Source organism: Streptococcus sp. 2021WUSS109 (assembly GCF_044427305.1).
Classification (GTDB): domain Bacteria; phylum Bacillota; class Bacilli; order Lactobacillales; family Streptococcaceae; genus Streptococcus; species Streptococcus suis.
The window spans coordinates 75457-100168 of record NZ_JAOTGF010000007.1; the positions used below are offsets into that span (position 1 = coordinate 75457).

26 protein-coding genes are annotated in these 24712 nt (G+C 41.4%); 9 read left to right on the plus strand and 17 right to left on the minus strand.

What is annotated here, in order from left to right:
* Positions 1 to 27: 27 nt before the first annotated feature.
* Both ODU37_RS04050 and mcrC read left to right on the plus strand, forming a co-directional pair.
* Complete coding sequence (locus ODU37_RS04050; RefSeq protein WP_249562396.1) at positions 28 to 1725, plus strand: AAA family ATPase; 1698 nt, start codon at positions 28 to 30, stop codon at positions 1723 to 1725.
* Positions 1722 to 2771, plus strand: coding sequence for a 5-methylcytosine-specific restriction endonuclease system specificity protein McrC (gene mcrC / locus ODU37_RS04055; protein WP_105143466.1), 1050 nt, complete (start codon positions 1722 to 1724; stop codon positions 2769 to 2771). Before ODU37_RS04050 ends, mcrC begins: the two co-directional genes overlap by 4 nt.
* 225 nt (positions 2772 to 2996) lie before the next feature.
* On the opposite strand, the gene guaA is transcribed toward mcrC, so the two are convergent.
* A complete protein-coding gene (guaA, locus tag ODU37_RS04060; RefSeq protein ID WP_002934999.1) occupies positions 2997 to 4547 on the minus strand; it encodes a glutamine-hydrolyzing GMP synthase in 1551 nt (516 codons plus the stop codon).
* Between the two features lie 275 nt (positions 4548 to 4822).
* Here guaA and ODU37_RS04065 point away from each other — a divergent pair, with 275 nt between their 5' ends.
* From ODU37_RS04065 to xerS, 7 genes are all read left to right on the plus strand, one after another.
* Positions 4823 to 5521, plus strand: a complete 699-nt coding sequence (locus ODU37_RS04065) for a GntR family transcriptional regulator (protein WP_002943214.1) — start codon at positions 4823 to 4825, stop codon at positions 5519 to 5521.
* A gap of 102 nt (positions 5522 to 5623) precedes the next feature.
* Complete coding sequence (locus ODU37_RS04070; RefSeq protein WP_002935001.1) at positions 5624 to 5956, plus strand: putative DNA-binding protein; 333 nt, start codon at positions 5624 to 5626, stop codon at positions 5954 to 5956.
* 12 nt (positions 5957 to 5968) lie between these two features.
* Entirely contained in the window at positions 5969 to 7543 is a 1575-nt protein-coding gene (gene ffh / locus ODU37_RS04075; RefSeq protein ID WP_024395856.1) for a signal recognition particle protein, read from the plus strand.
* A gap of 193 nt (positions 7544 to 7736) precedes the next feature.
* A complete protein-coding gene (locus ODU37_RS04080; RefSeq protein ID WP_105159210.1) occupies positions 7737 to 8405 on the plus strand; it encodes a SatD family protein in 669 nt (222 codons plus the stop codon).
* A 3-nt stretch (positions 8406 to 8408) separates the two neighbouring features.
* Positions 8409 to 9149, plus strand: a complete 741-nt coding sequence (locus ODU37_RS04085; RefSeq protein WP_249562397.1) for a DUF3307 domain-containing protein — start codon at positions 8409 to 8411, stop codon at positions 9147 to 9149.
* A gap of 65 nt (positions 9150 to 9214) precedes the next feature.
* Entirely contained in the window at positions 9215 to 9736 is a 522-nt protein-coding gene (locus ODU37_RS04090; protein ID WP_249562398.1) for an AAA family ATPase, read from the plus strand.
* Between the two features lie 146 nt (positions 9737 to 9882).
* Positions 9883 to 10953: a tyrosine recombinase XerS gene (gene xerS / locus ODU37_RS04095; protein ID WP_398580424.1), complete on the plus strand. Its 1071-nt coding sequence runs from the start codon at positions 9883 to 9885 to the stop codon at positions 10951 to 10953.
* A gap of 62 nt (positions 10954 to 11015) precedes the next feature.
* Here xerS and ODU37_RS04100 read toward each other — a convergent pair whose 3' ends face one another.
* From ODU37_RS04100 to ODU37_RS04175, 16 genes are all read right to left on the minus strand, one after another.
* On the minus strand, positions 11016 to 12524 hold the full coding sequence (locus ODU37_RS04100) for a phosphomannomutase/phosphoglucomutase (RefSeq protein ID WP_398580425.1): 1509 nt from the start codon (positions 12522 to 12524) through the stop codon (positions 11016 to 11018).
* 75 nt (positions 12525 to 12599) lie between these two features.
* Positions 12600 to 13541: a sensor histidine kinase gene (locus ODU37_RS04105; RefSeq protein WP_249546814.1), complete on the minus strand. Its 942-nt coding sequence runs from the start codon at positions 13539 to 13541 to the stop codon at positions 12600 to 12602.
* Entirely contained in the window at positions 13538 to 14206 is a 669-nt protein-coding gene (locus ODU37_RS04110; protein WP_249546813.1) for a response regulator transcription factor, read from the minus strand. Before ODU37_RS04110 ends, ODU37_RS04105 begins: the two co-directional genes overlap by 4 nt.
* A gap of 38 nt (positions 14207 to 14244) precedes the next feature.
* The gene (locus ODU37_RS04115) at positions 14245 to 14511 is read right to left on the minus strand and encodes a type II toxin-antitoxin system RelE/ParE family toxin (protein ID WP_249546812.1); all 267 of its coding nucleotides are present in this window, start codon (positions 14509 to 14511) and stop codon (positions 14245 to 14247) included.
* Positions 14501 to 14740: a type II toxin-antitoxin system RelB family antitoxin gene (relB, locus tag ODU37_RS04120; RefSeq protein WP_015646833.1), complete on the minus strand. Its 240-nt coding sequence runs from the start codon at positions 14738 to 14740 to the stop codon at positions 14501 to 14503. Before relB ends, ODU37_RS04115 begins: the two co-directional genes overlap by 11 nt.
* Before the next feature lie 91 nt (positions 14741 to 14831).
* Positions 14832 to 16802 (minus strand): FtsX-like permease family protein, encoded by a 1971-nt coding sequence (locus ODU37_RS04125; RefSeq protein WP_249546811.1) that lies wholly within the window; start codon positions 16800 to 16802, stop codon positions 14832 to 14834.
* On the minus strand, positions 16803 to 17555 hold the full coding sequence (locus ODU37_RS04130) for an ABC transporter ATP-binding protein (RefSeq protein WP_024385226.1): 753 nt from the start codon (positions 17553 to 17555) through the stop codon (positions 16803 to 16805).
* A gap of 8 nt (positions 17556 to 17563) precedes the next feature.
* Positions 17564 to 17953, minus strand: coding sequence for a NisI/SpaI family lantibiotic immunity lipoprotein (locus ODU37_RS04135; protein ID WP_249546810.1), 390 nt, complete (start codon positions 17951 to 17953; stop codon positions 17564 to 17566).
* 12 nt (positions 17954 to 17965) lie between these two features.
* Positions 17966 to 18106, minus strand: a complete 141-nt coding sequence (locus ODU37_RS04140) for a hypothetical protein (protein WP_032504855.1) — start codon at positions 18104 to 18106, stop codon at positions 17966 to 17968.
* A 139-nt stretch (positions 18107 to 18245) separates the two neighbouring features.
* Positions 18246 to 19412 carry an acetyl-CoA carboxylase biotin carboxylase subunit family protein gene (locus ODU37_RS04145; RefSeq protein WP_105156178.1) on the minus strand — a complete coding sequence of 389 codons (1167 nt, stop codon included), beginning with the start codon at positions 19410 to 19412 and terminating at the stop codon, positions 18246 to 18248.
* 17 nt (positions 19413 to 19429) lie between these two features.
* Positions 19430 to 20176 (minus strand): esterase family protein, encoded by a 747-nt coding sequence (locus tag ODU37_RS04150; protein WP_002935029.1) that lies wholly within the window; start codon positions 20174 to 20176, stop codon positions 19430 to 19432.
* 30 nt (positions 20177 to 20206) lie between these two features.
* Positions 20207 to 21034 (minus strand): alpha/beta hydrolase, encoded by an 828-nt coding sequence (locus tag ODU37_RS04155; RefSeq protein WP_024408890.1) that lies wholly within the window; start codon positions 21032 to 21034, stop codon positions 20207 to 20209.
* A 113-nt stretch (positions 21035 to 21147) separates the two neighbouring features.
* Positions 21148 to 22152 carry a winged helix DNA-binding domain-containing protein gene (locus ODU37_RS04160; protein WP_105141183.1) on the minus strand — a complete coding sequence of 335 codons (1005 nt, stop codon included), beginning with the start codon at positions 22150 to 22152 and terminating at the stop codon, positions 21148 to 21150.
* A 76-nt stretch (positions 22153 to 22228) separates the two neighbouring features.
* Entirely contained in the window at positions 22229 to 23563 is a 1335-nt protein-coding gene (gene trmFO, locus ODU37_RS04165) for a methylenetetrahydrofolate--tRNA-(uracil(54)-C(5))-methyltransferase (FADH(2)-oxidizing) TrmFO (protein WP_277942551.1), read from the minus strand.
* A 195-nt stretch (positions 23564 to 23758) separates the two neighbouring features.
* Entirely contained in the window at positions 23759 to 24508 is a 750-nt protein-coding gene (locus ODU37_RS04170) for an HAD family hydrolase (RefSeq protein ID WP_105095046.1), read from the minus strand.
* Positions 24509 to 24524: 16 nt separating this feature from the next.
* Positions 24525 to 24712: hypothetical protein (locus tag ODU37_RS04175; RefSeq protein ID WP_398580426.1), on the minus strand; the 188-nt coding region annotated here is incomplete at its 5' end.

Below are 24712 nucleotides of genomic sequence, written 5' to 3' on the forward strand. Positions count from 1 at the left end.
GTAGATACAACACCGTTGGAGGATACTATGGATGAACAAAATCAATTCAATTGGGTAAACTTTTATAAGGAATTTGCTTGGAAATTAGTAGACTATAAAGATAATAGAGCAGAACTGGTTGAGAAAGTAAAAGCTATCTATACCAAAACAAAAATACATATGCCCACGTTAGAAAAGGACAATCAACTGATAGATATTGATCCTTTTACGATATTTGGACTCTTCAATAAGCAAATAAAAGAGAAGAATCGCATCAAAATTCTGACAGCTATAGCAGAATTATTCCACCTCCAAGCGGAAATCCCATCCTCTTTTGAAAGCATACCAGTACTGAATAATCAGAATGCGACTTTCTATTACTTCATCGGAGATCGTGATGAGAAAGATATTGATGACTTATGGGAACTTTTCATTGCTGCTTTGACCTATAGCAAGGAGCCTACGGCTGAGAAGAAAGAAAAATTTTCACACTATTTTGATTTGGCTATAAACAAGAAAGGAAATGGTAACAGCAAGATTACGATGGCCTTGTATTGGATTGCTCCTGACTTTTTCTTGAACTTAGATAGGCAAAATGAAGCGTATGTGTATGAGTCTGGGGAGATTCCAACTGACATTGTCCAAAAATTGCCAAAGATGAAGTCAAAAATTTCTGCCGACGAGTATTCTTATATTTCAGATTCCATACTTCAATATTTAAACAGTGCAGAGAGCAAACTGAAAGATTTTAAAGAATTATCATCCATGGCTTGGAAATACTCTAAACAGATCAATCAAGAAGAGAAGGAAAGAAGTGCTAGAGCAATTTCTCCACTGGCTGATGAAACTGATACTGGAAACGAGATAGGTAGTGAAGAGGTAGTAGAAGATAGCTATACGAAAAATCACTTCCTATCAGAAGTCTATATGACAGAAGAAGAGTATGATCAATTAACCACCATACTCCAAATGAAAAAGAATATCATCTTACAAGGAGCGCCAGGAGTTGGAAAGACATTTATTGCAGAACGCCTAGCATTTTCATTAATGGGGAAACCAGATTTAGAAAGGGTCATGACAATTCAGTTTCACCAAAGCTATTCCTACGAGGACTTCATCATGGGCTTTAGGCCTTCGACAAGTGGCTTTGAGCTGAGAAGAGGGGCATTCTATACCTTCTGTAAAAAAGCAGAGTCTGACAAGAGTCATGATTATTTCTTTATTATTGATGAAATAAACAGGGGAAATTTGAGCAAAATTTTTGGTGAATTGTTTATGCTGATAGAAAATGACAAACGAGGCAAGTCTTTACAGCTCCTCTACTCGGATGAGCAATTCTCAATTCCAGAAAATCTATATATCATCGGCATGATGAATACCGCAGATAGGAGTTTAGCCCTACTTGATTATGCACTGAGACGACGCTTTGCCTTCTTTGACATCAAGCCAGGTTTTTCAACTGTGGGATTCAAAGATTATCAAACAAATCTGAAAAACGAAAAATTCGATAGACTCATTTCCTGTGTAGAAAAGCTAAATCAGGCCATTTCAACAGAGGAAGTACTGGGAGATAGCTTCTGTATTGGGCATAGTTACTTCTGCGGTTTATCGGCAGAAGTACTGGACCAAGGTTTGCTAGAAGCCATTGTTGAATATGAACTGATTCCCCTCTTGAAAGAATATTGGTTTGATGAACCGACAAAAATTCATGATTGGAGTAGCAAGTTAAGGAGTACCATCCAGTGATACCTGTCCAAAATATCTACTATATGCTATCCTACGCATTCAAAATCCTTCATAAGCAGGAATATAAACGGATTGCTACTGAAGAATTTAAAAATGCTGCAGATCTACTGGCGGAAATAATGATAATCAGCCTCTCGATACAGGTGAAAAGAGGACTTGGTCGAGAGTATCGTTCTCAAACCGAGTCACTCTCGGCACTTAAAGGTAAAATACATATCGCTGAATCTTTAACGCCTCCGAATTGGCGTAGAAAGCAACTTGTTTGCCAATACGATGATTTTTCTCTTGACAGTACAATGAATCGCATTATCAAAGCAAGCATTGAGATACTGCTAAAAGCTGATATAAGCAGGGACAGGAAAAAGAAATTGAGAAAACTCTTAGTTTTCTTTGGAGAAGTCTCGAAAATTAATCTGCACTCAATCAATTGGAATTTACAATATAATCGAAACAATCAATCGTATCAATTACTAATGTCAATCTGCTATTTGGTGGTGAATGGATTAATTCATACAGAGAGGGAGGGGAATAAGAAATTGATGAATTTTCTTGATGAGCGAAGGGAATCCTTGCTATATGAGAAGTTCATTCTTGGATATTATAAAAAGCATTATCCCCAAATACAGGTTACCGCCTCTCAGATACCTTGGGCACTAGATGATGGTTTTGGAGAAATGCTCCCCATCATGCAGAGTGATATTTACCTCAAATATAAAGATACTATATTGATTATTGATGCTAAATATTATTCTAGTAACACACAGATTCGCTTTGATAAGCGCACACTCCATTCAAATAATCTATACCAAATTTTTACCTATGTGAAAAATCAGGCTTATCGCCTGTCAGATACAAACGATACAGTAGCAGGAATGCTTCTATACGCTAAAACCGATATAGATATTCAACCTAATCAGGTCTACCAAATGCATGGAAACCGGATTAGTGTCAAAAATTTAGACTTAAACCTGCAGTTTGCAAATATTGCTGAACAACTGGATGACATCATTACATCGCATTTTGTATCCCCTCCAAAACGGTACTAGTTAGAGCTTTAAGCTAGAAAACAAAAAAACAATCGAAGTAGTAGCACTAAACTACCCTTTGATTGTTTTTTTATAAGACCCTTTCCTATTTTGGAGCGTCTGGTTAATTGATTTCCCAGATCAGCGACGCTTTTTTATTTTTAGGCGTCGGGTAAAACAGTCTATCCCCAGACAACGATGCTCTTTCATTTTTGGGCATCGGGTAAATTAGTCCACTGGACTAATTTACTCCCACTCAACTGTTGCTGGTGGTTTACTTGTTATATCATAGACGATGCGGTTGACGTGGTCGACTTCGTTTACGATACGGACAGAGATTTTTTGAAGAACATCCCATGGTAGTTTGGCAAAGTCAGCTGTCATTCCATCGACAGAAGTGATAGCACGGATGGCGATGGTGTAGTCGTAGGTACGACCGTCTCCCATAACACCTACGGAGCGAACGCCAGTATTAACCGTGAAATATTGCCACACATCGCGGTCAAGACCCGCTTTTGCAATTTCCTCACGCAAGATAGCGTCAGATTCACGAACAGTTTGAAGTTTTTCCTCAGTGATTTCACCCATGACACGAATGGCAAGGCCTGGTCCTGGGAATGGTTGGCGCCATACAACTTCATCCGGCATACCAAGAGCAGTACCGAGGGCACGAACTTCATCCTTAAAGAGAGTATTGAGCGGTTCAATCAACTTGAACTGCATATCTTCTGGCAGACCACCAACGTTGTGGTGAGATTTGATTGTCTCAGCAGTATCCGTTCCTGACTCGATAATATCGGTATAAAGTGTTCCTTGCGCTAGGAATTCAACATCAGTCAACTTGCTCGCTTCATCGTCAAATACGTAAACAAATTCATTACCGATGATTTTACGTTTCTTCTCAGGGTCAGATACGCCAGCAAGTAGGTCTAAGAAACGCTTAGCAGCATCGACGCGAATAATATTGAGGCCAAATTTACCGCCCAACATTTCCATAACCTGATCGCCTTCATTCTTACGAAGAAGACCGTGGTCAACGAAGATACAGGTCAATTGGTCACCAATAGCACGTTGAAGAAGCACACCAACAACAGACGAATCCACACCGCCTGATAAACCGAGCAAGACTTTCTTGTCCCCAACAGTCTGGCGGATTTTTTCAATTTCTGTTTCGATGAAGTTTTCCATTGTCCAGTCGCCCTTGGCTCCACAGATACCAAACGCAAAGTTTTTCAAAATATCGTTTCCATATACGGAATGACGAACTTCTGGGTGGAACTGGATACCGTAGATACGGCGTTCCGTGTTTTCAATAGCAGCGTAAGGACAGTCAGCAGACAGACCAACCAGGTGGAAATCAGCAGGAATTTCAGTTACAGCATCCCCGTGGCTCATGAGTACAAGCTGTTCTTCTGGTGTTCCAGCAAAAAGCGCTGATTCAGTCTTCAGTTGAAGATTTGATTGACCATATTCACGATTTCCAGCCTCACCAGCAGGAACAACCTTACCACCCAATTTATGGGTAATTAACTGCATACCATAGCAAATTCCTAAGATAGGAATACCCAATTCAAAGATTTCTGGATCAATATCAAAGGCATTTTCTGCGTAGACAGAGTTTGGTCCACCTGAAAGAACGATACCAATTGGATTGATAGCACGGACTTCCTCAGCTGTAATTTTATGGTTTTTCAATTCTGAAAAGACACCAAATTCACGAATTCGACGTGAAATAAGTTGGTTGTACTGGCTACCATAATCCAATACAATAATTTTTTGGACATCTTGTTTTGTCATGTTTTTCCCTTTCGTTTTGAAAAAAATTCAAATACTAGTAGTTATTTTAACATAAAAGCGAACATTTTCCAAATTTTATTAGTTAAATATCTGTTTTGCAAACTATGAGTGATAATAAAAATGTTAGTGTTCGTATTTTTATTGTTTTTACTCACTTTATTTTAGGTAATCTGACTTCATTGTTTGCCTAGGAGAATTTTACCAATAGAATGTGGCCTGAATTAGCCAAACGCCTTTATTTTTGGTAAACTAGAAAGAAGAGAAAGGCTAGATAAATGAAAGCAGCATATATCACAATTCACGATAAAATTAAGGAACAAATCGATAACGGAATCTGGAAAATTGGTCAACGTTTACCAAGTGAACGCGATTTAGCAGATGAATTTGGTGTTTCTCGTATGACGCTCCGTCAAGGAATCACACTTTTAGTGGAAGAAGGTATTCTACAACGCAAGATTGGTTCCGGTACTTATGTCGCCAGTACACGGGTTCAAGAAAAGATGCGAGGCACGACTTCCTTTACTGAATTAGTACAACTCCAAGGAAAGACGCCAAGCAGCAAATTATTGTCCTATACACGAACCAAACCTAATGAAAAAGAAGTTGAACAATTAGGTTTATCCCGTGGCGAGTATGTTATTCGAATGGAGCGGGTCCGCTATGCAGATAATGTTCCCGTCGTGTATGAGGTTGCCAGCATTCCTGAACGCTTGATAAAAAATGTCCCCAAAGAAGATGTTACCAACCATTTCTTTAAAACACTTATGGACAATGGTTATCGAATTGGAACGAGCAAACAAACCATTTTTGCGCGTTTAGCCAACGAAAAAGTGGCTCAATATTTACAAATTTCTAAAAACCAGGCTATTCTCGCACTGAAACAGGTATCTTATCTCGAGGATGGTCAAGCATTTGAATTTGTAAATAGTCAGTATGTTGGGGAACGTTTCGAATTCTATTTAGAAAACAATTAACATAAAAATAATTATGTTAAACATTTTTAAAATCCGTAATCTTTCTAGTGATGACGGATTTTCTTATTTATAAAATATGGAATTTTTGATATAATAAAGTTTATGGAAATTGAAAAAACCAACCGAATGAATGCCTTATTTGAATTCTATGCAGCCTTGCTAACAGACAAGCAAATGAACTACATTGAGCTATATTATGCAGATGATTATAGTTTGGCTGAGATTGCTGAGGAATTTCAAGTTAGCCGTCAGGCGGTCTATGATAACATTAAACGAACAGAAAAATTACTGGAAGACTACGAGATGAAGCTACATATGTATTCTGACTATGTGGTGCGTAGCCAGATTTTCGATGAAATACTGAACAAGTATCCAGAAGATGCTTATTTGAAGGAAAAAATCGCTATTCTAACCAGTATTGATAATAGAGAATAAGAGGAGAAGTATATGGCTTTTGAAAGCTTAACAGAACGTTTGCAGAATGTGTTTAAAAATCTGCGTCGTAAGGGAAAAATTTCTGAGAGTGATATTCAGGAAGCAACCAAGGAAATCCGTCTAGCCTTACTAGAAGCCGACGTTGCCTTGCCAGTTGTCAAAGACTTTATCAAGAAAGTACGTGAACGTGCTATCGGTCATGAAGTCATTGATACTCTGAACCCTGCTCAACAAATCATCAAAATCGTTGATGAAGAATTGACGGCTGTATTGGGTTCTGAAACTTCAGAAATTATCAAATCACCAAAAATTCCAACTATCATTATGATGGCTGGTTTGCAGGGTGCTGGTAAAACGACCTTCACAGGTAAGTTGGCTAACAAACTCAAGCAGGAAGAGAATGCCCGTCCACTCTTGATTGCTGCTGATATTTATCGTCCAGCTGCCATTGACCAGTTGAAGACCCTTGGTCAACAAATTGATGTACCTGTATTCGAGTTGGGCAATCAAGTCCCTGCCCTGGAGATTGTACGCCAAGGTTTAGAACAAGCCAAAGCTAATCATAATGACTACGTTCTGATCGATACAGCAGGTCGTTTGCAGATTGACCAAGCCCTTATGGCCGAATTGAGAGAAATCAAAGAGTTTGCTCAGCCAAACGAAATCCTCTTGGTCGTCGATGCTATGATTGGTCAGGAAGCTGCCAACGTTGCGCGTGAGTTCAATGATCAACTGGCTATTACTGGTGTGATTTTGACCAAGATTGACGGCGATACACGTGGTGGTGCAGCCTTGTCTGTCCGTCACATTACTGGTCAGCCAATCAAATTCACCGGTACTGGTGAAAAAATCACAGATATTGAAACCTTCCACCCAGACCGTATGTCCTCGCGTATTTTGGGCATGGGTGACATGCTGACCTTGATTGAAAAAGCCAGCAAAGAATACGATGAGAAAAAATCTTTAGAACTCGCTGAAAAAATGCGTGAGAATACCTTTGATTTCAACGATTTCATTGATCAGCTGGACCAAGTTCAGAATATGGGACCAATGGAAGACCTGCTGAAGATGATTCCAGGTATGGCTGGTAACCCAGCCCTTGCCAACTTGAAAGTTGACGAGCGTGAAATTGCAAGAAAACGAGCTATCGTATCTTCTATGACACCAGCCGAACGAGAAAATCCTGATTTGTTGACACCGAGCCGTCGTCGTCGTATTGCTAACGGTTCTGGAAATAGCTTTGTCGAAGTCAATAAATTTATTAAGGATTTCAACCAAGCGAAAACCATGATGCAGGGTGTCATGTCAGGCGACATGAATAAAATGATGAAGCAAATGGGAATCAACCCAAATAATCTCCCTAAAAACATGCCAAACATGAACGGCATGGATATGTCTGCTCTTGAAGATATGATGGGCGGTGCAGGCATGCCTGATATGAGCCAACTGATGGGCGGGGCTGGTATGCCAGACATGTCCCAAATGTTTGGAGGCGGTTTGAAAGGTAAAATTGGTGAATTTGCTATGAAACAAGCCATGAAGCGCCAAGCCAATAAAATCAAGAAAGCCAAAAAGAAGAGAAAATAATCTCTTCTTTTTTACTTTTTATTCGAAGAAATAAGATACAGCAATATAAAATAGAAGTAGCAAAGCAGAAAAAATGTTTTTTGAACTCACAAACTTTCCATTATAACGGAAATAATCAAAAATGTCCTTTTTGGTGGACAATCTTTATAATGTCCGTTATAATAGAAATATAATAGAAATCAGAGGACAAGTTATGAATTATATCGCAATAATAGGAGATATTGTCAATTCAAAACAAACTTCCAACCGCTCTAGTATTCAAGAGCGGCTAAAACAGCAGCTGAATAGAATCAATCATTCCTTCGCTCAGGACTTCGCATCGCCATTTACCATTACAAAGGGAGATGAATTTCAAGCCTTATGCAAGCCTAACCCTTATATTTTTTTGATGATTGACCAAATCCAATTAGCCTTTCGTGATGAGGTGGAGATTCGATTTGGAATTGGTTTGGGTGAGATTCTGACAGCTATCGATCCCAAGCTAAGTATTGGAGCAGATGGTCCAGCTTATTGGGAAGCACGCAAGGCTATTGACTTCATTCATGACAACCATGACTATGGCACCAGCAAAATTGCATTTTCATCTGAATACAAGCAAATCGATCGTGTGATTAACCCCTTGCTAACTTCTAGTGATTTCATCAAAGCTGCCTGGAATCGTTCGCAAACGGATCTGTTTGAGACCTTAATCTCCAGAAAAATCTATCAAGAAGATTTCACACAAAAACCAATTGCTGAGAAAATGAAACTCAGTCAAAGCGCCTTTACCAAACGTTTGAAATCCAGCGGAATCAAACTCTACCTGCGTAATCGTCAAACTGCCATGAATTTGATTCTCCAGATCAGTCAGAAAGAAGGATAAAGCATGTCATTTTTAGTTATTTCTAGCTATCTTATTCAACATCCAGTTTTAACCGCCTTGCTTATTGCCCACTTTTTAAGTGATTTCACCTTCCAAAGTCAAGCACTGGCGGATGCTAAAAAACTGCATTTGAAAGCTCTTTTCATGCACCTTCTCATTGTTTCTCTCCCTCTTCTTATTCTAGCCTTACTTACCCCCGTTCAAAACGGAGATTTATTTTTTCAAGTTTGGCTGAGCCATCTTGCGATTGACTATGTCAAATATTTTCTCAACAAACACCATTGGATAAAGGACTCCTGGGAAGCTGGAGCATTCCTAGCTGATCAATTGCTACATATCATCTCTATCATCGTTCTTTATCACATTATCGGTGTTAATGTCGCTTCACACTCACTCTGGATTGAACCAAATTATCTCCTCCTGCAAATCCTTTTTATCCTCCTAATCAGCAAGCCCGTCAATATTCTTTTTAAACTCTACTTTAGCAAATATCAGGTAACAGAAGGAGAAGAAGAGCAGACTGTGACAGGTGCAGGAGCATTGATTGGCCAATTGGAGCGCCTCATAATGGGAATGTTTCTACTTCTGGGGCAATACACAGCTATCGGACTGGTATTTACAGCAAAGTCCATCGCACGCTATGATAAAATATCCAAAAGCCAAGCCTTTGCTGAATACTATTTAATTGGTTCGCTATTTAGTATCATTAGTGTCCTAGTATTGTACGTTTTATTGATTTTATAAAAGAAAAAAAGTTTACACAAAATAAATTATGTAAACTTTTTTATAAAAATAGAAAGGAATACTATATGATTATTTGGTTAAATGGCCCATTCGGTGTCGGAAAGACTACTTTAGCAAATATATTACACAAACGAATAGAAAACTCATATCTCTATGATCCCGAGTTACTAGGTGATTTCTTACAACATCAATTACCTAAGACTGTATGTCCTGAAAATTTTCAAGATTATTCCGTTTGGCGACAGAGTACTTATAAAATAGTATTTGATTTAGCGACTAAAACTGATAAGATTATTATTATTCCCATGACAATCTATAAGAAAGAATATTATCAGGAGATTATTCAGCGGCTGATAGAGGATAAGATTCCTTTGGAACATTATATTTTGTTAGCTGACAAAACAACCATTTTAGAACGTTTAGATAATCGAGTCAATGAAGACAACATCTGGGCCAAGAGACATCTTGATGTTTGTTTAAAAGCTTTTGAAAGTCACATTCCGGGGCAAAGGTTAAACACAGACTGTTTGAAGCCAGAAGAGATTGCAAAGGAGATTCTAATGCTCAGTGAGTTTACCGTGAAATAATGTAGATTTTTGGAAAAAATAGCTAAAAATTTTTTTGGTTATCCCTCTGATATCCCTATAAACATCTTTCCGAAAAACTATAATTTTCTTGAAACTTATATAAGGTTATGCTATACTACTCATATAGCAAAAATCAGGAGAAAATGATGAGACGCGAGTTATTATTGGAAAAAATTGATCAACTAAAAGAAATTATGCCTTGGTTTGTTCTGGAATATTATCAGTCCAAGTTGGCGGTCCCTTATAGTTTTACAACCTTATATGAATACTTGAAAGAATACCGTCGTTTTTTTGAGTGGCTACAGGATTCGGATTTGGTCACTGTTGAGCGGATTGCTGACATTCCGCTGGATGTTCTGGAACATTTGACAAAAAAAGATATGGAGGCCTTTATTCTTTATCTGCGGGAGCGTCCGCTGCTGAACGCCAATACCACGCAGAACGGTGTGTCGCAGACCACCATTAACCGTACCCTCTCGGCCCTTTCTAGTCTCTTCAAGTATTTAACCGAAGAAGTGGAAAATGAGCAGGGCGAGCCCTACTTCTACCGCAATGTCATGAAAAAGGTGTCTACTAAGAAGAAGAAGGAAACCTTGGCAGCGCGGGCGGAGAACATCAAGCAAAAGCTCTTTTTGGGCGATGAAACGATGGAATTCTTGAACTATGTGGACAAGGAATACCAAGTCACTCTCTCTAAACGTGCCCTCTCCTCCTTCCAGAAAAATAAGGAGCGGGATTTGGCGATTCTGGCGCTTCTCTTGGCTTCTGGCGTCCGTCTGTCAGAAGCGGTGAATTTGGATCTTCGAGATGTAAACCTCAATATGATGATTATCGAAGTAACTCGTAAGGGTGATAAACGGGACTCGGTCAATGTGGCTGGTTTTGCTAAGCCCTATCTGGAAGCCTACATGAGCATCCGTCAGCAACGCTACAAGGCTGAAAAAACGGATACAGCCTTCTTCCTGTCCGAATACCGTGGTCTACCCAATCGTATCGATGCTTCTTCTATTGAAAAAATGGTTGCCAAGTACTCTGCGGACTTCAAGATACGCGTAACCCCCCACAAACTCCGTCACACATTGGCAACTCGTCTCTACGACGCCACCAAGTCGCAAGTTCTGGTCAGTCATCAACTGGGTCATGCCAATACTCAGGTCACCGACCTCTATACCCATATCGTCAACGATGAGCAAAAAAATGCTCTGGATAAATTATAATTTTACGTAAAATTAATTATGTAAAACAACACGAGTAAGCTCAAACTTACTCGTGTTTTCAATTATAGCAATGCTTTCAATTTTTCCTGATTGACAGCTGGGTACTGGTCCAAAAAGGCTGAGAGAGTTCGTAAAACGGCAGGTATGTGTCCAGTCTGGTCATTCTCCACCTGCAAGACCAAGAGTGGCTCGTGGAGGCTCATACGGAGCAAGAGCCAGCCGTCACCATAAGGCTCAGTCAGGTCAAACCGCACTCCTTCTTCGTTTTCTGGGTTAAAAGCAAAGCCTTCGAGGCTGGTTTGGCGGAGTTCAGCAATGACCTGTTCACCCAGTGCTCGATAGTCTGCCACTTCTAATTTGAACCGCACTTCTTGGGTTTCCAGCGGTTGTTTAAGCTGGGCAATCAAGTCGTCCAAGGACTTGCCTTCCGCTTGCAGTTTTGGTAAGAGCATGAGAATCTTGGCCGCTACATAGGTTCCGTCATCGAGGAAGTAATTTTCCTTAAAGGCAGCATGTCCAGAGGTTTCGATAGCCAACTGGCAGTCAACTCCTTCTTGGTTAGCTAAAATAGCACGGTTAATCACATTGCGATAGCCTGAAATATAGCGAATTTGTTTGCCGCCCAGGCTTTCTATAAAGACTTTCAGGTGTTCAGTTGTTGGAGAATTGGTCACAATGCTGGTTCCTGGGTGTTCCGCCAAAGTAATCTGGCTGAGAACGGCAATCAGGTTGTTACGATTGAGAATTTCTCCTGACTTGGTGACCAGGGCGGCACGGTCAACGTCGGTATCAAAGATAATGCCTAGGTCTGCACCTTGCTTCAAGACAGCCTGACGAATGCTTTCCATGGCTTCCTTGTTATCTGGGTTTGGAACGTGATTTGGGAAAGTTCCGTCTGGGTCTAGAAATTGTGAACCTGTGGTATCTGCTCCCAATTCTGCCAACACTTTCTCAGCAAAGAATCCACCCGCGCCGTTTCCAGCATCGACGATGATGTTGAGATTGGCAAGTGGTTTTTCTTGTCCGTCACAGGCTGAGCGAATTTTGCCTACGAGGTCTTGGGAGTAAGGCGTCATCAGGTCTGCACTGGTGACACTTCCAAGGGAAGAAGCTGGCAAGTCTTCACTATGCGAGAGGATGAAGTCAATATCTTCGTGCTCTGCTCCGCCATTTTCCGAAAAAATCTTAATGCCGTTGAAGTAATAAGGCAGGTGGCTGGCAGTGATCATGACACCAGCGTGGCACTTGAACTGAGGATACTGGGTGCTCATGAAGAGAGCTGGCGTGGTTGCCATGCCAAAGTCAATCAGCTGAACCCCCAGACGAACGGCTTCTTCTGTAAAGGCTGCGACCAAGTCTGGACCGCTGAGACGGCTGTCTCGACCGATACCGATGGTCAATTGGCCTTTTTGATAGGCCTGTGCCAGTTCTGGCTTCTGAGTTAGCCAATGAATAAGTCCGCGAGCCACTTCCTTGGTGGCTTGTGGAGTGAGATTGACAGCATATTCGTCTGTAGCGATAGCAATGCCACGAATATCTGATCCATTTTGCAAGACGTGATGGTGGGACATAGTAACCTCCTAATTCAAACTAAATTTAGTATATCATATTTTTGAAGCGGTTTCAAAGCAAAAAAAGCACAGCTTTTACTGTACTTTAGTGATGCTTACAGTTGTCCCAGCTTCCAATTGACTTTCCACGGAAATAGCTAGTTCCAACTGATTCAAGACCCGCTTGGTCAGATACAAGCCAAAACCTGTCGCTTTTTGGTGTTCACGGCCATTAAAACCTGTAAAACCTTCGTCAAACAGGCGTGGAATGTCTTCTGCCAGAATTCCAATTCCCGTATCGGAAATGGAAATTCCCTTATTCAGTTCAACGGCTACCTTACCACCAGTCTTATTGTACTTGAGGGCATTGTCGATAATCTGTGATAGGGCAAAACTGAGCCACTTTCTGTCAGTTTTCAGTAACCAATTTCCATTGATGCTCACTGAAATGTCTTTTTGCAAGAACTGATTGCGGTATTTTTTGACCAAATCCACAACCACTTCTCTCACTTCCACCTGCTCAAATCGAAAATCGCTGGCATGGTTAGTCAGTTTGAGGTAATTGAGCAGATTAGCCATGTAATTGTCCAAGCGTAAGAGCTGGTGATTGACATCCTGCTGGTTGAGATTGTCAGTCTGGCTCATCAAAGACAGGGCAGCCAAAGGCACTTTCATCTGGTGAGACCACATTTTGACCATGGCTTGTAGGTCCTCTTCCCGCGACTTATAATCCAAGAGTTGCTCCCGCGTCGACTCCTTCTCCGCTTCAATCAAGTTGAGATAGGCAAGGTCCACAGGCTTATTAAGCAGGGGCAGAGCTTCTTCATGAACGTAGTCTTCCAAGGCTCTCATGCGGTTGCGAAACTTCCAGAAAAGCCCTACAGTCAGAAGGATCAAGAGGGTTAGGGACAATAGCAGAGCGTTTTGCAGGAATTCGGAGGGCAGTTTGTAAAGTAAAAAGAGCAAGATAAAACTACCAGCCAAGACCAGATAAGCAAAATAAAAACTACGGTATTCTCGGATAAATTTTGCTATCATTTGACCAGGTACCCCACGCCACGAACAGTATGAATACGGTCAAAACCAACTTCACTCACCTTCTTACGCAGTCTAGTCATGTTCACATTGAGGGTATTCTGGTCGATAAATTCTTCATTCTCCCAGAGTTTTTCCAAGAGTTCTTCCTTACTGACAATCTGCCCTTGTCGTTCTAGTAAGGCGGACAAAATCTTGGTTTCTGTAGGAGACAATTGAACCTGCTCCAATTCGCTTGAGAATCGCCCGTCCAAACTAAGCTGGAATTGATCGATAGACAAGTCAGTTGATTTGTTGAATTGATTGACCCGACGCAAGAAGGCACCGATTTTGGCATCCAAAATTCCCAGTGAAAAGGGTTTGGACACAAAATCATCGCCACCCATATTCATGGCCATGACTGCATTCATCTCATCATCGCTAGAGGAGATAAAGATAATGGGCATGGTCATGGTTTTACGGATTTCCGTCGTCCAGTAAAAGCCGTTGTAATAGGGTAGGCTAATGTCCATCAGCACCAAGTCAGGTTTGATTTCCGCCACTTCCTGACTGACAGATCGAAAATTCTGAACACTTTCTACCTGATACGATTTGCCTAGGTGCTGCTTCAAGAGTTGGACAATCATCTCATCATCTTCAACAATATAAATCTTTTCTTTTTTCATCATCTTCATTCTACAAAAGCCAGGACACAGGTCTTGGCTTTCTATTTATATATTTCTTTCCGATGCCCGACTTCAAGGGCCGTTACAATCAATTTGTCATCTTCAATACTGACGATCACCCTGTAATTTCCGATACGATAGCGCCATTGGCCAGAACGATTGGAAGTTAAGGCTTTTCCGTATTGTCTAGGGTTGTCGCACCCGTCAATATGCTTGTAAAGATACCGCAAAATCAAACTTGCAACAGTTTTATCCATCTTTCGAATTTGTTTTTGAGCCTTAGCAGACAAAATAACCTTATAACTCAATGCCCAACTCCTCAGCCATTTGTTCTAATGTTATCGGCTCAATTCCATTCGCCAAGTCTTCTTGGTATTCTGCCCAAGCAATGTCTGCCACACGCGCATCATACTCATCTTCAAGGGCTTCAAGGGTTTTAGTCCGAATGAGTTCTGACAAACTGACACCTTCAAACTTTGCCATAGCCTGCATAAAGAGCTTGTCCTGCTCAGAAACTTTCAATGTAATAGCTGCCATTTTCTTACCTCTTATAGTATTCCTTTGGTATTACCATTGTAACACCATTTCCCTGAAAATGCAAGAAATCTCGCACAAGGCGAGACTTCTTCTACCGTTCAATAATGCGGTAATAGGTGCGACTAGTCCACTTGTAAATGACAAAGTAAATCAGAGCGACTGCCAGTAGGGTAATTCCGCTGACGGTATAAATCATAAGCGAAGAGGTGACACCAAGGGTCAATAGCATTTGCTTAAGCATAACAAGAGAAATCACGAAATGCAAGGTCGCCATAGCTAGTGGCATAAAGAAGACCGTAAGTGTTTGCGAGTTAATGGTCTTTTTGACCGCTGCTGCACTCATGCCCACTTCCTGTAAAATCTTGTAGGATTTCTTGTCCTCATGCCCTTCCGAATACTGCTTGTAGTAGATAATCAAGGCAGCACCCAGCAAGAAACTAATTCCCAGCAAGAAACCTGTAAAGAGGAAACCGCCTCTGAGGCCCATGAGCATATTATTGAAATCTGTTTTCTGCATGGCGTAACCAAAAGATTCTCCATTAGCATCGCTGATATTATAGGTATCACCTGCCTGTTCACCAACTTTTGCTACTTCTTCATCAGTCAAGTCAGTAAAGACACGGTAGTCTAGACTAACAAGAGAGCCTTGCGGATTATTGGATTCGTAATACTCACGTACAGCATCCAACACAGTGTCATCACTGACTACCATAACGGCGGCATTTAGCGTATTGGTGATGTCTGGGAAAATAGCCTGGTCAAGATTTACTACATTCTCGAAAGTACTATCTCCCAAAGTGACTTTCTCTAGCAACGGCATTTCACTTGGACGGATAAAGGCAACTTGATTGGCAGCCAGCTCTGGCAGGTCATTGCCCAACTTCCGGAAATCATCTTGGGTGACGAAGTAGGTAAAGGCTATTTTGCTAAAGTCTGGATTGGCAATGGTTTCTGGACTAATGACAATCTCCTTCCCACCGTCATAGACCAGACCAGCTTGGTAGGTCAGGTAGGACAGACTATCTTCCGCTTTTTCTGGAAAATGGCTGAGCACCGATTGCTGATAGGCACTTTCACCCTGACTTCTATCCGCAACTTTGTAGGTAATAGATGTTTCCTTTGGATAAAGACCACTTGTCATGCTTGACATGCCAGTATAAAGTGAAGTCGTTGTTGCAATGGTCACAAAGGCCATGACTGCTAAGAGGGTAATATTTGCCAAACCAGTTGCATGCTGTTTCATACGGAAAATCATCTGCGACGTGGTAATGAAATGCTCTGGTGTGTAAAAATAGCGTTTGTTTTTCCGACGAGCCTTCAAATACCAAGTCATAAAGCTGATGTAGAACAAGTAGGTCCCCGCGATGACAAAGAGCACAGCGATGAAGAAACGAATGATGACAGCCACCCCTGCTGCTTTCGATGAAAGCGATAGGTAGTAGCCAACGCCTAGGCTAATGACACCGAGAGCAGCCAAGAGGAGATTCCCACGTGGCTCCTTCTCACCCTTTTCACTAGCTCGAAACAAAATCAGTGGACTGGTCTTGCCAATAGTCCGAATAGCCAGTAATTCCAAGATAAAGAAGATACCTGCAAAGAGAAAGGCGGTCATGGCAAATGCCAGAGGAGCTATTCCAAAATGCAAATCACTATAATTTGTTAGATTGACAAAAATCAAGTAGAGAACATTTGCAAACACACCAGCTAAGACAGAACCAAGAACCACAACCAGTAAGAATATCATCATCAATTCTAGGCTGGCTATCAAGGCTACTTTTTTCTTGTTCATCCCCAGCATGTTATAGAGACCAAATTCCCTCGCCCGTTGTTTCATCAGGAAATTAAAACTATAAATCTCCATAATGACCGAGAAAATGGTCAGAACAACAACACCAAGACCGATAGAAACGGCACCAGAGCCCATGGTCTTCATAACTGGACTCAGCATGAGTAAGAACATGGAACAAATCAGAGTAAATAGCACAAGACTGGCTAAAACGAATGGAGCAAAAACACCCATGGATTTTCGGATATTTTGCCCAGCAAGTTTGAGGTAAAACATCTACTCACCCCCTAAAAGTGCAGACATATTGAGCGAAATTTCCTTGGCAAAGTCTTGATTGCTCTTACCTGCCTTGTACAATTGGTGGAAAATCCGCCCGTCCTTGATAAAGAGTACTCGCTTAGCATGACTAGCTGCGTTGGCTGAGTGAGTCACCATGAGAATGGTTTGGCCGTCACGGTTAATCTCTTCAAACAAATTCAGCAAGTCCTCTGAATTGCGATAATCTAGAGCCGCCGTCGGTTCGTCTGCTAGGACAATCTGTGGCTGGGTAATCAAACTACGGGCAATGGCCACGCGCTGCTTTTGTCCACCAGATAGTTCAAAAGGACGTTTTTTCAGCAAATCTTGAATCCGCAGTTTTGGTGCCAAAACTTTCAACCGTTTTTCCATTTCCTCATAGCTGGTACGTGCCAATACCAGAGGTAAAAAGATATTGTCTTGGATGGACAGGGTGTCCAAGAGATTAAAATCTTGGAAGACAAAGCCTAGGTTACGCAAACGGAAATCTGCCAGCTTGCTTTCCTTGATTTTCGTAATATCCTGATTGTTTAAGATAACAGAGCCCCTCGTCGGCTTATCCAGGGTTGCTAGAATGTTGAGCAAAGTCGTCTTACCAGAGCCACTTTCCCCCATGATAGCGATAAACTCGCCCTCTTCTACCTTAAAATCCACATCTTGCAAGGCACGAGTTTCCTCTTTTGAAAAGCGCGTGCGGTAAACTTTTTCTAAATGATTGATTTCTAATAACATACAAACTCCTAATTGTTTTCTTTGGATAAATCAACTGTATCAAGTAATGCTTGATAGTCGATTCGGTCTGATTCAGCAATATTATCTTCTAAATCCACCTTATAATAACCATCCTGGACACCGATGGCCCAGTCATTGCTGGATGTTACATAGAGATTATTCAAGGACACTGTTTTTTTCACTGAACCCTCTTCTTTGACAACAGGCCATTCCATAAACTTAACTTCTGTTCCTTGAATACCATCTTCGGCTACTTCCTGTTTGCTAACAGCATAGTCTTTTCCCTTGTAATGGAAAGTTTGATAGCCCTCATCAAAGCTAAGGCTTGCTGAAGAGGAAGAACAAGCGGTTAGCATTATACTGCCCAAAGCCAGCAAGCCAAATACTTTCTTTTTCATAGTTTCCTCCCTCTAGTATGCCATAAATCTTATACTTTGCAAATCATGGGCGAGCTCTTCTAAGAATACGGCTTGTTCCAAGAGTTCAGACTTTTCTTTTTCTGAGAATACCTTTTCTTCGATTCTCTTTGCTTGTAAAAATTTGAATGACATGTGATTTCCTTCTTTCTCTTTCTTATGAGTCTATTATAGAAAATATTCCTCCTGTACTCTCTTACAGTTCTGATTAAAAAACTTACAGCTTTGTAAGGAAAGCAAAAAAAGACACCATTCTGGCATCTTTCAATCTAGTCTATTTTGTTTCCCCGATAAAGGCAATCATGTCGTCTAATTCTTCCTTGCTCTCAGTCACGAGAAGATAAGCATCATTCCCTTGTAGCTCTGCAAAGGCATCTGGCATGCGTTTGACAGTCTTAATCTTGCCAGCAAATCGTTGATGGATGTCATCTGCTGTGTAAACATATTCGGTCGTATCTCGGCGAGTTGCTACTAAGCAGTATTGAGGTTCAAATCTACGTTCCTCAACTGTTCCACCTGTCACTACATTGGCATAATCACGGAAAAGGTCAATCGAATGCGCATAGTTGTAAGCTTCTACAGTGAAGCCACCAGCCATACGGTTATTGTATTCAATAGCAATATAATCTTTACCATCCTTAAAAAATTCAATATGGAAGAAACGCTCTTTCATACCGAAGGCTTTGATAATCGCTCGACCATATTTTACTAATTTTGGATCTAGTTCTTTTTCGATGAAGTAAGCATTGTCCTTTCTAGACAACATCAGTTCCAGAGGAGTATGAACATAGGTTAAACCTGTTTCGAAAACAACATTTCCCTTGCTGTCCACCAATCCATCGTAGGTTGTGATAATGCTTGAGTTGACAAATTTTTCGAGGAAATAAATAGTTGCTCCATCCCATGTCTCCACAAACCGATCAAAATCTTCTTTATTTTCGATTTTGAAGGTACCGGATGCTCCAACACCATTGTCAGGCTTGGCAATCATTGGAAATCCAACATTCTTCAAAGCTCTGCCAAAATCGCGTTCCGATTTAACAACCACACCTGGAACGACTGGAATACCTGCTTTTTTGAAATATTTTTTCATTTCAGACTTAAATTTGGTCTTTTTCAGGTGTTTAGGCTTAGCACCAAAAATGTTGAATTGTTCACGGAGGGCTGCATCGTTTTCAAGCCAATGTTCATTGTGGGATTCTACACGGTCAATTGGACCATGCTTGTAAATAAGAAAGGCTGCTGCACGCTTGACTTCATCCAAGTTTTCAAGATTCTCAACACGGAAGTATTCTGTTAAGGCATTACGAAGTTCTTCGGGCAATTGATCGTAAGGTTCTTGCCCGATACCTAGAACCGTAACGCCTTCTTTTTTAGCTAATTCAATGGTGAACGGTTGAAAATTTTCTGGATAAAAAGGTGAAATAACGAGATAATTCATAGGTAGTCCTTTCTAGCTTATAGTCCGATAGAATGAAGGAAGAATGGCATTTGCTTTCTCCACCACACCCAGTCGTGGGCCACATCTGTCCCCCAAGTATCAAACCAAGCTGGGATATTCTTCTCTTCAAAGGCACGTTTTAGGTTGTAGAATGAGTCCAGACCATCTTGTTCCCAATCGCCCAAACCTGTGCAGACGATAATATCTGCTTGACGGTATTTGTCAATAAACCAACCATCATTCTGGTTCCAGATGTAATCAGACGGTGAGTTTTGATAGACCGCATCATCATGACCATAATCATGGTTGTTGTTGAAGAATCGAGCATCATAGACACCTGAAAGGGCGATAACTTTTGTGAAAACATCTGGATGCTGGAGGAAGAAGTTGAGCGCGTGGTAGGCCCCCATTGAGCAACCAGTTGTCATCATCCCATCAAACCAACCAGTTTTATGTTTGATAAAGGGAATCGCTTCTTCAATCACATACCGCTCGTAGGCGCGGTGAGCCTCTGCCTTATCATGAATGGATTTCCAGTCTGCCAACCAGCTTTCACTATCGTAGCTAGTTAGAGTAAAAAATTGGACCTGACCGGCCTCGATAGAGCCACGACAAGCTTCAATCATACCAAAATCAGCATATTCATTGTACGAACCACCTGATGAAGCAAATACGACAACAGGAATCCCTGCGTGACCATAACGATTTAGATTCATTTCTCGGCCAAGATTTCCAGACCAATGACTTAAAAATTCAACGTGCATAGTAAAGCCTCCTATTTGTATATTTTTGTTTTATGACCAATGTTCGCTTAGGAATCGTAGGCAAGCTGGCAAATAGAGCGCCCAAGCCTCTTCATTATGGACCGCACCTGAAACGACTTCCAAGGCGATATTGTCCAAATCCACTCCGCCAGCGATCAATTGACGATAGTAAGTCAATGAAGAATTGATATAGGCCTGCTTGATATTTCCTGCCATCAATGTTTTATCTGTATCATCTGCTTCTTCTGTCCCAACGTAGATGTAGACTCGTTGCTCTGAGTCTAATTGTTGACGTTCAATATAACGGTCGAAAGCATCTTGATGAAGCCAGTTGGCAGATGAAAATACTCCTAGACAGCCAATCTGGTTCTGATAAGCCAATCCCATAAACTGGGTGATATTGCCTCCCAAGGATGAGCCAATCATTGCAGTGTGAACTTTATCAGATTTTGTCCGGTATTCTTGATCAATAAATGGTTTGACGACATCCATGACAAATTCAGCATACAAGGTTCCCTTACCACCGAACTGCACCCCAGGAATCCCCATCTCACTAAACTTCCAAGCAGCATATTCATGCATGCGATCAGCACCATCGTTATCAATAGCCACTACGATCATTTTTGCAATGTCTGGATTACGCTTAATAGTTGGGATGACTTTCCATGAATGACCTGAAAAAGCTTCCTTACTGTAGAGTACATTTTGCCCATCGTGGAAATAAACAACGGGATAGGTCTCTTCTGTATTTTCAGCATATCCTTTCGGCAATAAAACACGGACTCGACGTTTTCTTCCTGTAAATGGTACATCTAATTCATGAGTTCTCATGTCCAAATAAAAGTAAGACTTATTCATATCTATCTCTTCCTTACGTATTTTAAGTATTATATCATAGTTTTTCTGGAATATTCAGAAAATTTAGTTATTTATTTGCAATTTTCGGATTTTCCGAACATAGTTAGTCAATATCACAGAGTTTTCTCATACATTTGGCGGTAATGATCTAATTCTTTTTCTTCTTGTTGTGTGATGTCTTCAAAAATATCTAGCAAAATGGTACCTTTATCTCGTTTCCAGGTTGCCACAAATCGCCCTTTATAAAAGACAACAGGTTTGACAATACCCGTCAAAGTATAGATATTACGGATGTATTCAGGATTAAAAAAGGGATTAGCTTTCTTTTCATAGCCTAGCAAAAGTTGGTCAAATCCTGCAACGAAGAGGCAGTCAGGGAGTTCTGCTTCTTCTAATTCTCCCAGATAAAAGCGTTCTTCACCTGCTACCTCAACGTTTTTTAAATCTAATTGCTCCATCCATTTTAGGACCGTAGATTTATTTTCCTTGAAATAATAACGAGCATCCGCTAAACTGACTGGCCCAAAACCTGTAAAATACCGTCGAGCGATTTCCAGCTCTGCTTTTTCCCGAGAAAGTGGCTGAAAGTCTGTCAGACGATGAAAACGCTTGGCACCATATTCTTGATAGACTTCTCCACGCTCGACCATGTAGCGAAAGAGACCGCCCCAGGCATTAAAGACCAGTTTCTCCTCTTCCTGTGTCATCTTTTCCCCACGGCAAAGGGCCTTGAGTTCCTCACGGGTCATGGGACCTTGTTCAAGGGCTTCTAAAATCAGCTGGTGATATTTCTGCTTGGTCTGAGGACTAAAACCGTCCCGTCCTTCTGTCTTGAGGTAATCGGTGCTGGCCAGCCGCCCCTCGTGGATATAGAGAGGAATTTCCGACTTGAGATAGGCATGAACCGTTCGCCGAATGGACCACTGACGAGTCAGTTCCTCCTGCCAGCTACCCTCATGAAAATCCTCCGCTGTCATACGGTTACGAAATCCGACATGAACATAGGGCTGAAACTGAGCCTGCAAACCATTGAGATTTTGGCAGATTTGCTGAACAGACTGGGGTTTCAACAGACCTTGTTTCTGCAGAATAATTCCCTTCCAAGTATCGTGGTGCATCGTATTTCTCCTCCGCTTTTCTAATCCCAGTATAACACAAAAGACACCCGAAGGTGTCTGGAGATAGTTGATTATCTTAGTAAGCCAAAAACTCTTCCAAGTCCTTGAGGGAACGCTCTGCTATTGCCTCATAACGCTCCTTCTTATCGCGGATACGTGGGCCATCCAGCTCCTTGATGATGCCAAAGTTGACATTCATAGGCTGGAAGTGCTTGCTTTCGGTGTGGGTGATGTAGAATGGCAGAGCTCCGATGGCTGTTGTTTGCGGGAAGATGACCGGCTCTTCGCCACGGAAGCGGCGAACAGCGTTGATACCAGCCACTAAGCCAGAGGCGGCAGACTCGACATAGCCTTCTACTCCTGTCATTTGACCTGCAAAGAAAAGATTTGGATTTTTCTTGGTCGCAAAGGTCTGTTCCAATAAGTTTGGCGAATCCATGTAGGAATTGCGGTGCATAACGCCGTAGCGGACAAACTCAGCATTTTCGAGTCCTGGAATCATCTGGAAGACCCGCTTCTGCTCGCCCCACTTAAGGTGAGTCTGGAAGCCAACAATATTGTAAAGGCTACCTGCTGCGTTATCCTGACGGAGCTGGACAACTGCGTAAGGTGTCTTGTATTCGCCATCACGTGGTCCCTTGTAATCTTCTGGATATTCCAGACCAACTGGCTTCATTGGGCCATAGAGCATGGTTTTGATACCACGTTTGGCCATGACCTCAATGGGCATACAGCCTTCAAAGTATTTTTCTTTTTCAAAGGAGTTAAGCGGTGCTTCCTCAGCTGAAATCAAAGCTTCATAGAAAGCGTTGAACTGCTCCTTGTTCATCGGAGCATTGAGATAGGCAGCCTCTCCCTTGTCGTAACGGGACTTAAGATAAACCAAGTCCATGTTAATGGTCGAGCTGTCGACAATCGGTGCTGCCGCATCGTAGAAGTAAAAACCGTCACCACCATTAAGCGCGTGAATCTTCTCCGCCAAGGCGTCAGATGTCAAAGGTCCCGTCGCGATAACTGTGATAGCATCGTCAGGAATCTCTGTAATCTCGCCACGAATGACCTCAATCAGTGGGTGGTTGTGAATCTCATCAGTAACCGCTTGAGAGAAATTCTCACGGTCCATGGCCATGGCACCCCCAGCAGGCACACGGTGGGCTTCACCAGCTCGCATGATAATGGAATCCAAACGACGCATCTCTTCCTTAAGAAGGCCGACAGCGTTGGTCAAACTATCACCACGGAATGAATTGGAACAAACCAACTCAGCAAACTTGTCCGTCTTGTGCTGAGGAGTCGGCTTGACACCACGCATCTCGTAGAGTTTGACAGGAATGCCACGTTTGGCAATCTGATAAGCAGCTTCTGAGCCAGCCAAGCCGGCTCCGATAACGTTAATGTGGGTTTGAGACATGAAACTAATACCTCTAGCCAGAATATCTGACTACTGTTTGGGAATACCCCAAAACAGAACCTTTCTAAATTTTATACCTATCTAGTATACCAGAAAATGGCTAGAAAAGACAAAACTACCTTCATTGAAATGAAAGTAGTTTCACCTTTTTACATAATATATTTTATGTATATTCTTTACTGTTCTATCGCTTATTTACAATAGCTCCGCTATATCTCCAACAACCTCAAAATTCCAACCAAGTCTCCTATAAGAGTCGATTTCTTCCTGACTATACGGGAAAGTATTCAGCAAAATGGAATCCATTCCCAATTCATGAGCAATAGCTATATCGGATGTCAAATCATTACCAACCATAACCGTTTCCTCAACATCAAGATTATTTTCCTCTAAAACCAGTTGAAGAAATGCCGGTTCAGGCTTCTTCATCTTAAAGTCAGAAGAGATATAAATTTTTTCCATCAAATCAGCACAACCTGTCTGTTCAATTTCTGCCTGAGTAAAAATTCGTTGAGCATTGGAGAGAATAAATAATCGCGCTTCTCTATCTTTTAATGTCTGTAGACTAGTTAGGGTATTTTCATAAGCCTCTAACTTTTCACGTGAAAGCACGCGGAAAATCGTGGCTACTACTTGCCCAAAAGTCTCTAAATCAGTCGGCTTATTGGTACTTTGGTTTTCATTTGGTGCATCCATTAATAGACGAATGAAGATTGTTTCTAAATCAATTTCGACATACTGATAACTCACTGTTTCCGCGAGAGATCTCTCCGCCTCTTCTACAAAACGATGATAGGCATTTTTCAACTGGCGCGGCCGATAGGAACAACCAAAAGCATTGTAAATCTGTGTTAGCTGATTCCAGACCTCTAGTTTATTCTCATCTGTACGAATATCAACCAATGTACCATAAAAATCGAAGATATAGTTTTTGTAACTTTTCATGTCTTTCTCCTAATCTTTAGACAGCATTTTTTATATTATACCCCACAACGAAAACGTTTGCAACAATAGAACAAAAAGAGACTGGGCAAAAACTAGCCAGTAAATAAAAAACACAGATAGATTCAAGCTGATTCTGATGAAATTCAGCCGAACTGTCTGTGTTTTTCTTTCTGCTTCTACTATCTTGGACTAATTTCTTAGCCA

Bases quoted from the DNA above. Each gene is read 5' to 3' on its own strand.
- guaA (WP_002934999.1), bottom strand. From the start codon at position 4,547: ATGACAAAACAAGATGTCCAAAAAATTATTGTATTGGATTATGGTAGC.
- ODU37_RS04150 (WP_002935029.1), bottom strand. From the start codon at position 20,176: ATGCACGTTGAATTTTTAAGTCATTGGTCTGGAAATCTTGGCCGAGAA.
- xerS (WP_398580424.1), top strand. From the start codon at position 9,883: ATGAGACGCGAGTTATTATTGGAAAAAATTGATCAACTAAAAGAAATT.
- ODU37_RS04110 (WP_249546813.1), bottom strand. From the start codon at position 14,206: ATGATGAAAAAAGAAAAGATTTATATTGTTGAAGATGATGAGATGATT.
- ffh (WP_024395856.1), top strand. From the start codon at position 5,969: ATGGCTTTTGAAAGCTTAACAGAACGTTTGCAGAATGTGTTTAAAAAT.
- ODU37_RS04140 (WP_032504855.1), bottom strand. From the start codon at position 18,106: ATGTCATTCAAATTTTTACAAGCAAAGAGAATCGAAGAAAAGGTATTC.
- ODU37_RS04170 (WP_105095046.1), bottom strand. From the start codon at position 24,508: ATGAAAAGTTACAAAAACTATATCTTCGATTTTTATGGTACATTGGTT.
- ODU37_RS04145 (WP_105156178.1), bottom strand. From the start codon at position 19,412: ATGAATTATCTCGTTATTTCACCTTTTTATCCAGAAAATTTTCAACCG.
- ODU37_RS04155 (WP_024408890.1), bottom strand. From the start codon at position 21,034: ATGAATAAGTCTTACTTTTATTTGGACATGAGAACTCATGAATTAGAT.
- ODU37_RS04085 (WP_249562397.1), top strand. From the start codon at position 8,409: ATGTCATTTTTAGTTATTTCTAGCTATCTTATTCAACATCCAGTTTTA.
- ODU37_RS04100 (WP_398580425.1), bottom strand. From the start codon at position 12,524: ATGTCCCACCATCACGTCTTGCAAAATGGATCAGATATTCGTGGCATT.
- ODU37_RS04050 (WP_249562396.1), top strand. From the start codon at position 28: ATGGATGAACAAAATCAATTCAATTGGGTAAACTTTTATAAGGAATTT.
- ODU37_RS04065 (WP_002943214.1), top strand. From the start codon at position 4,823: ATGAAAGCAGCATATATCACAATTCACGATAAAATTAAGGAACAAATC.
- trmFO (WP_277942551.1), bottom strand. From the start codon at position 23,563: ATGTCTCAAACCCACATTAACGTTATCGGAGCCGGCTTGGCTGGCTCA.
- ODU37_RS04080 (WP_105159210.1), top strand. From the start codon at position 7,737: ATGAATTATATCGCAATAATAGGAGATATTGTCAATTCAAAACAAACT.
- relB (WP_015646833.1), bottom strand. From the start codon at position 14,740: ATGGCAGCTATTACATTGAAAGTTTCTGAGCAGGACAAGCTCTTTATG.
- ODU37_RS04135 (WP_249546810.1), bottom strand. From the start codon at position 17,953: ATGAAAAAGAAAGTATTTGGCTTGCTGGCTTTGGGCAGTATAATGCTA.
- ODU37_RS04070 (WP_002935001.1), top strand. From the start codon at position 5,624: ATGGAAATTGAAAAAACCAACCGAATGAATGCCTTATTTGAATTCTAT.
- ODU37_RS04130 (WP_024385226.1), bottom strand. From the start codon at position 17,555: ATGTTATTAGAAATCAATCATTTAGAAAAAGTTTACCGCACGCGCTTT.
- ODU37_RS04125 (WP_249546811.1), bottom strand. From the start codon at position 16,802: ATGTTTTACCTCAAACTTGCTGGGCAAAATATCCGAAAATCCATGGGT.
- ODU37_RS04160 (WP_105141183.1), bottom strand. From the start codon at position 22,152: ATGCACCACGATACTTGGAAGGGAATTATTCTGCAGAAACAAGGTCTG.
- ODU37_RS04105 (WP_249546814.1), bottom strand. From the start codon at position 13,541: ATGATAGCAAAATTTATCCGAGAATACCGTAGTTTTTATTTTGCTTAT.
- ODU37_RS04090 (WP_249562398.1), top strand. From the start codon at position 9,215: ATGATTATTTGGTTAAATGGCCCATTCGGTGTCGGAAAGACTACTTTA.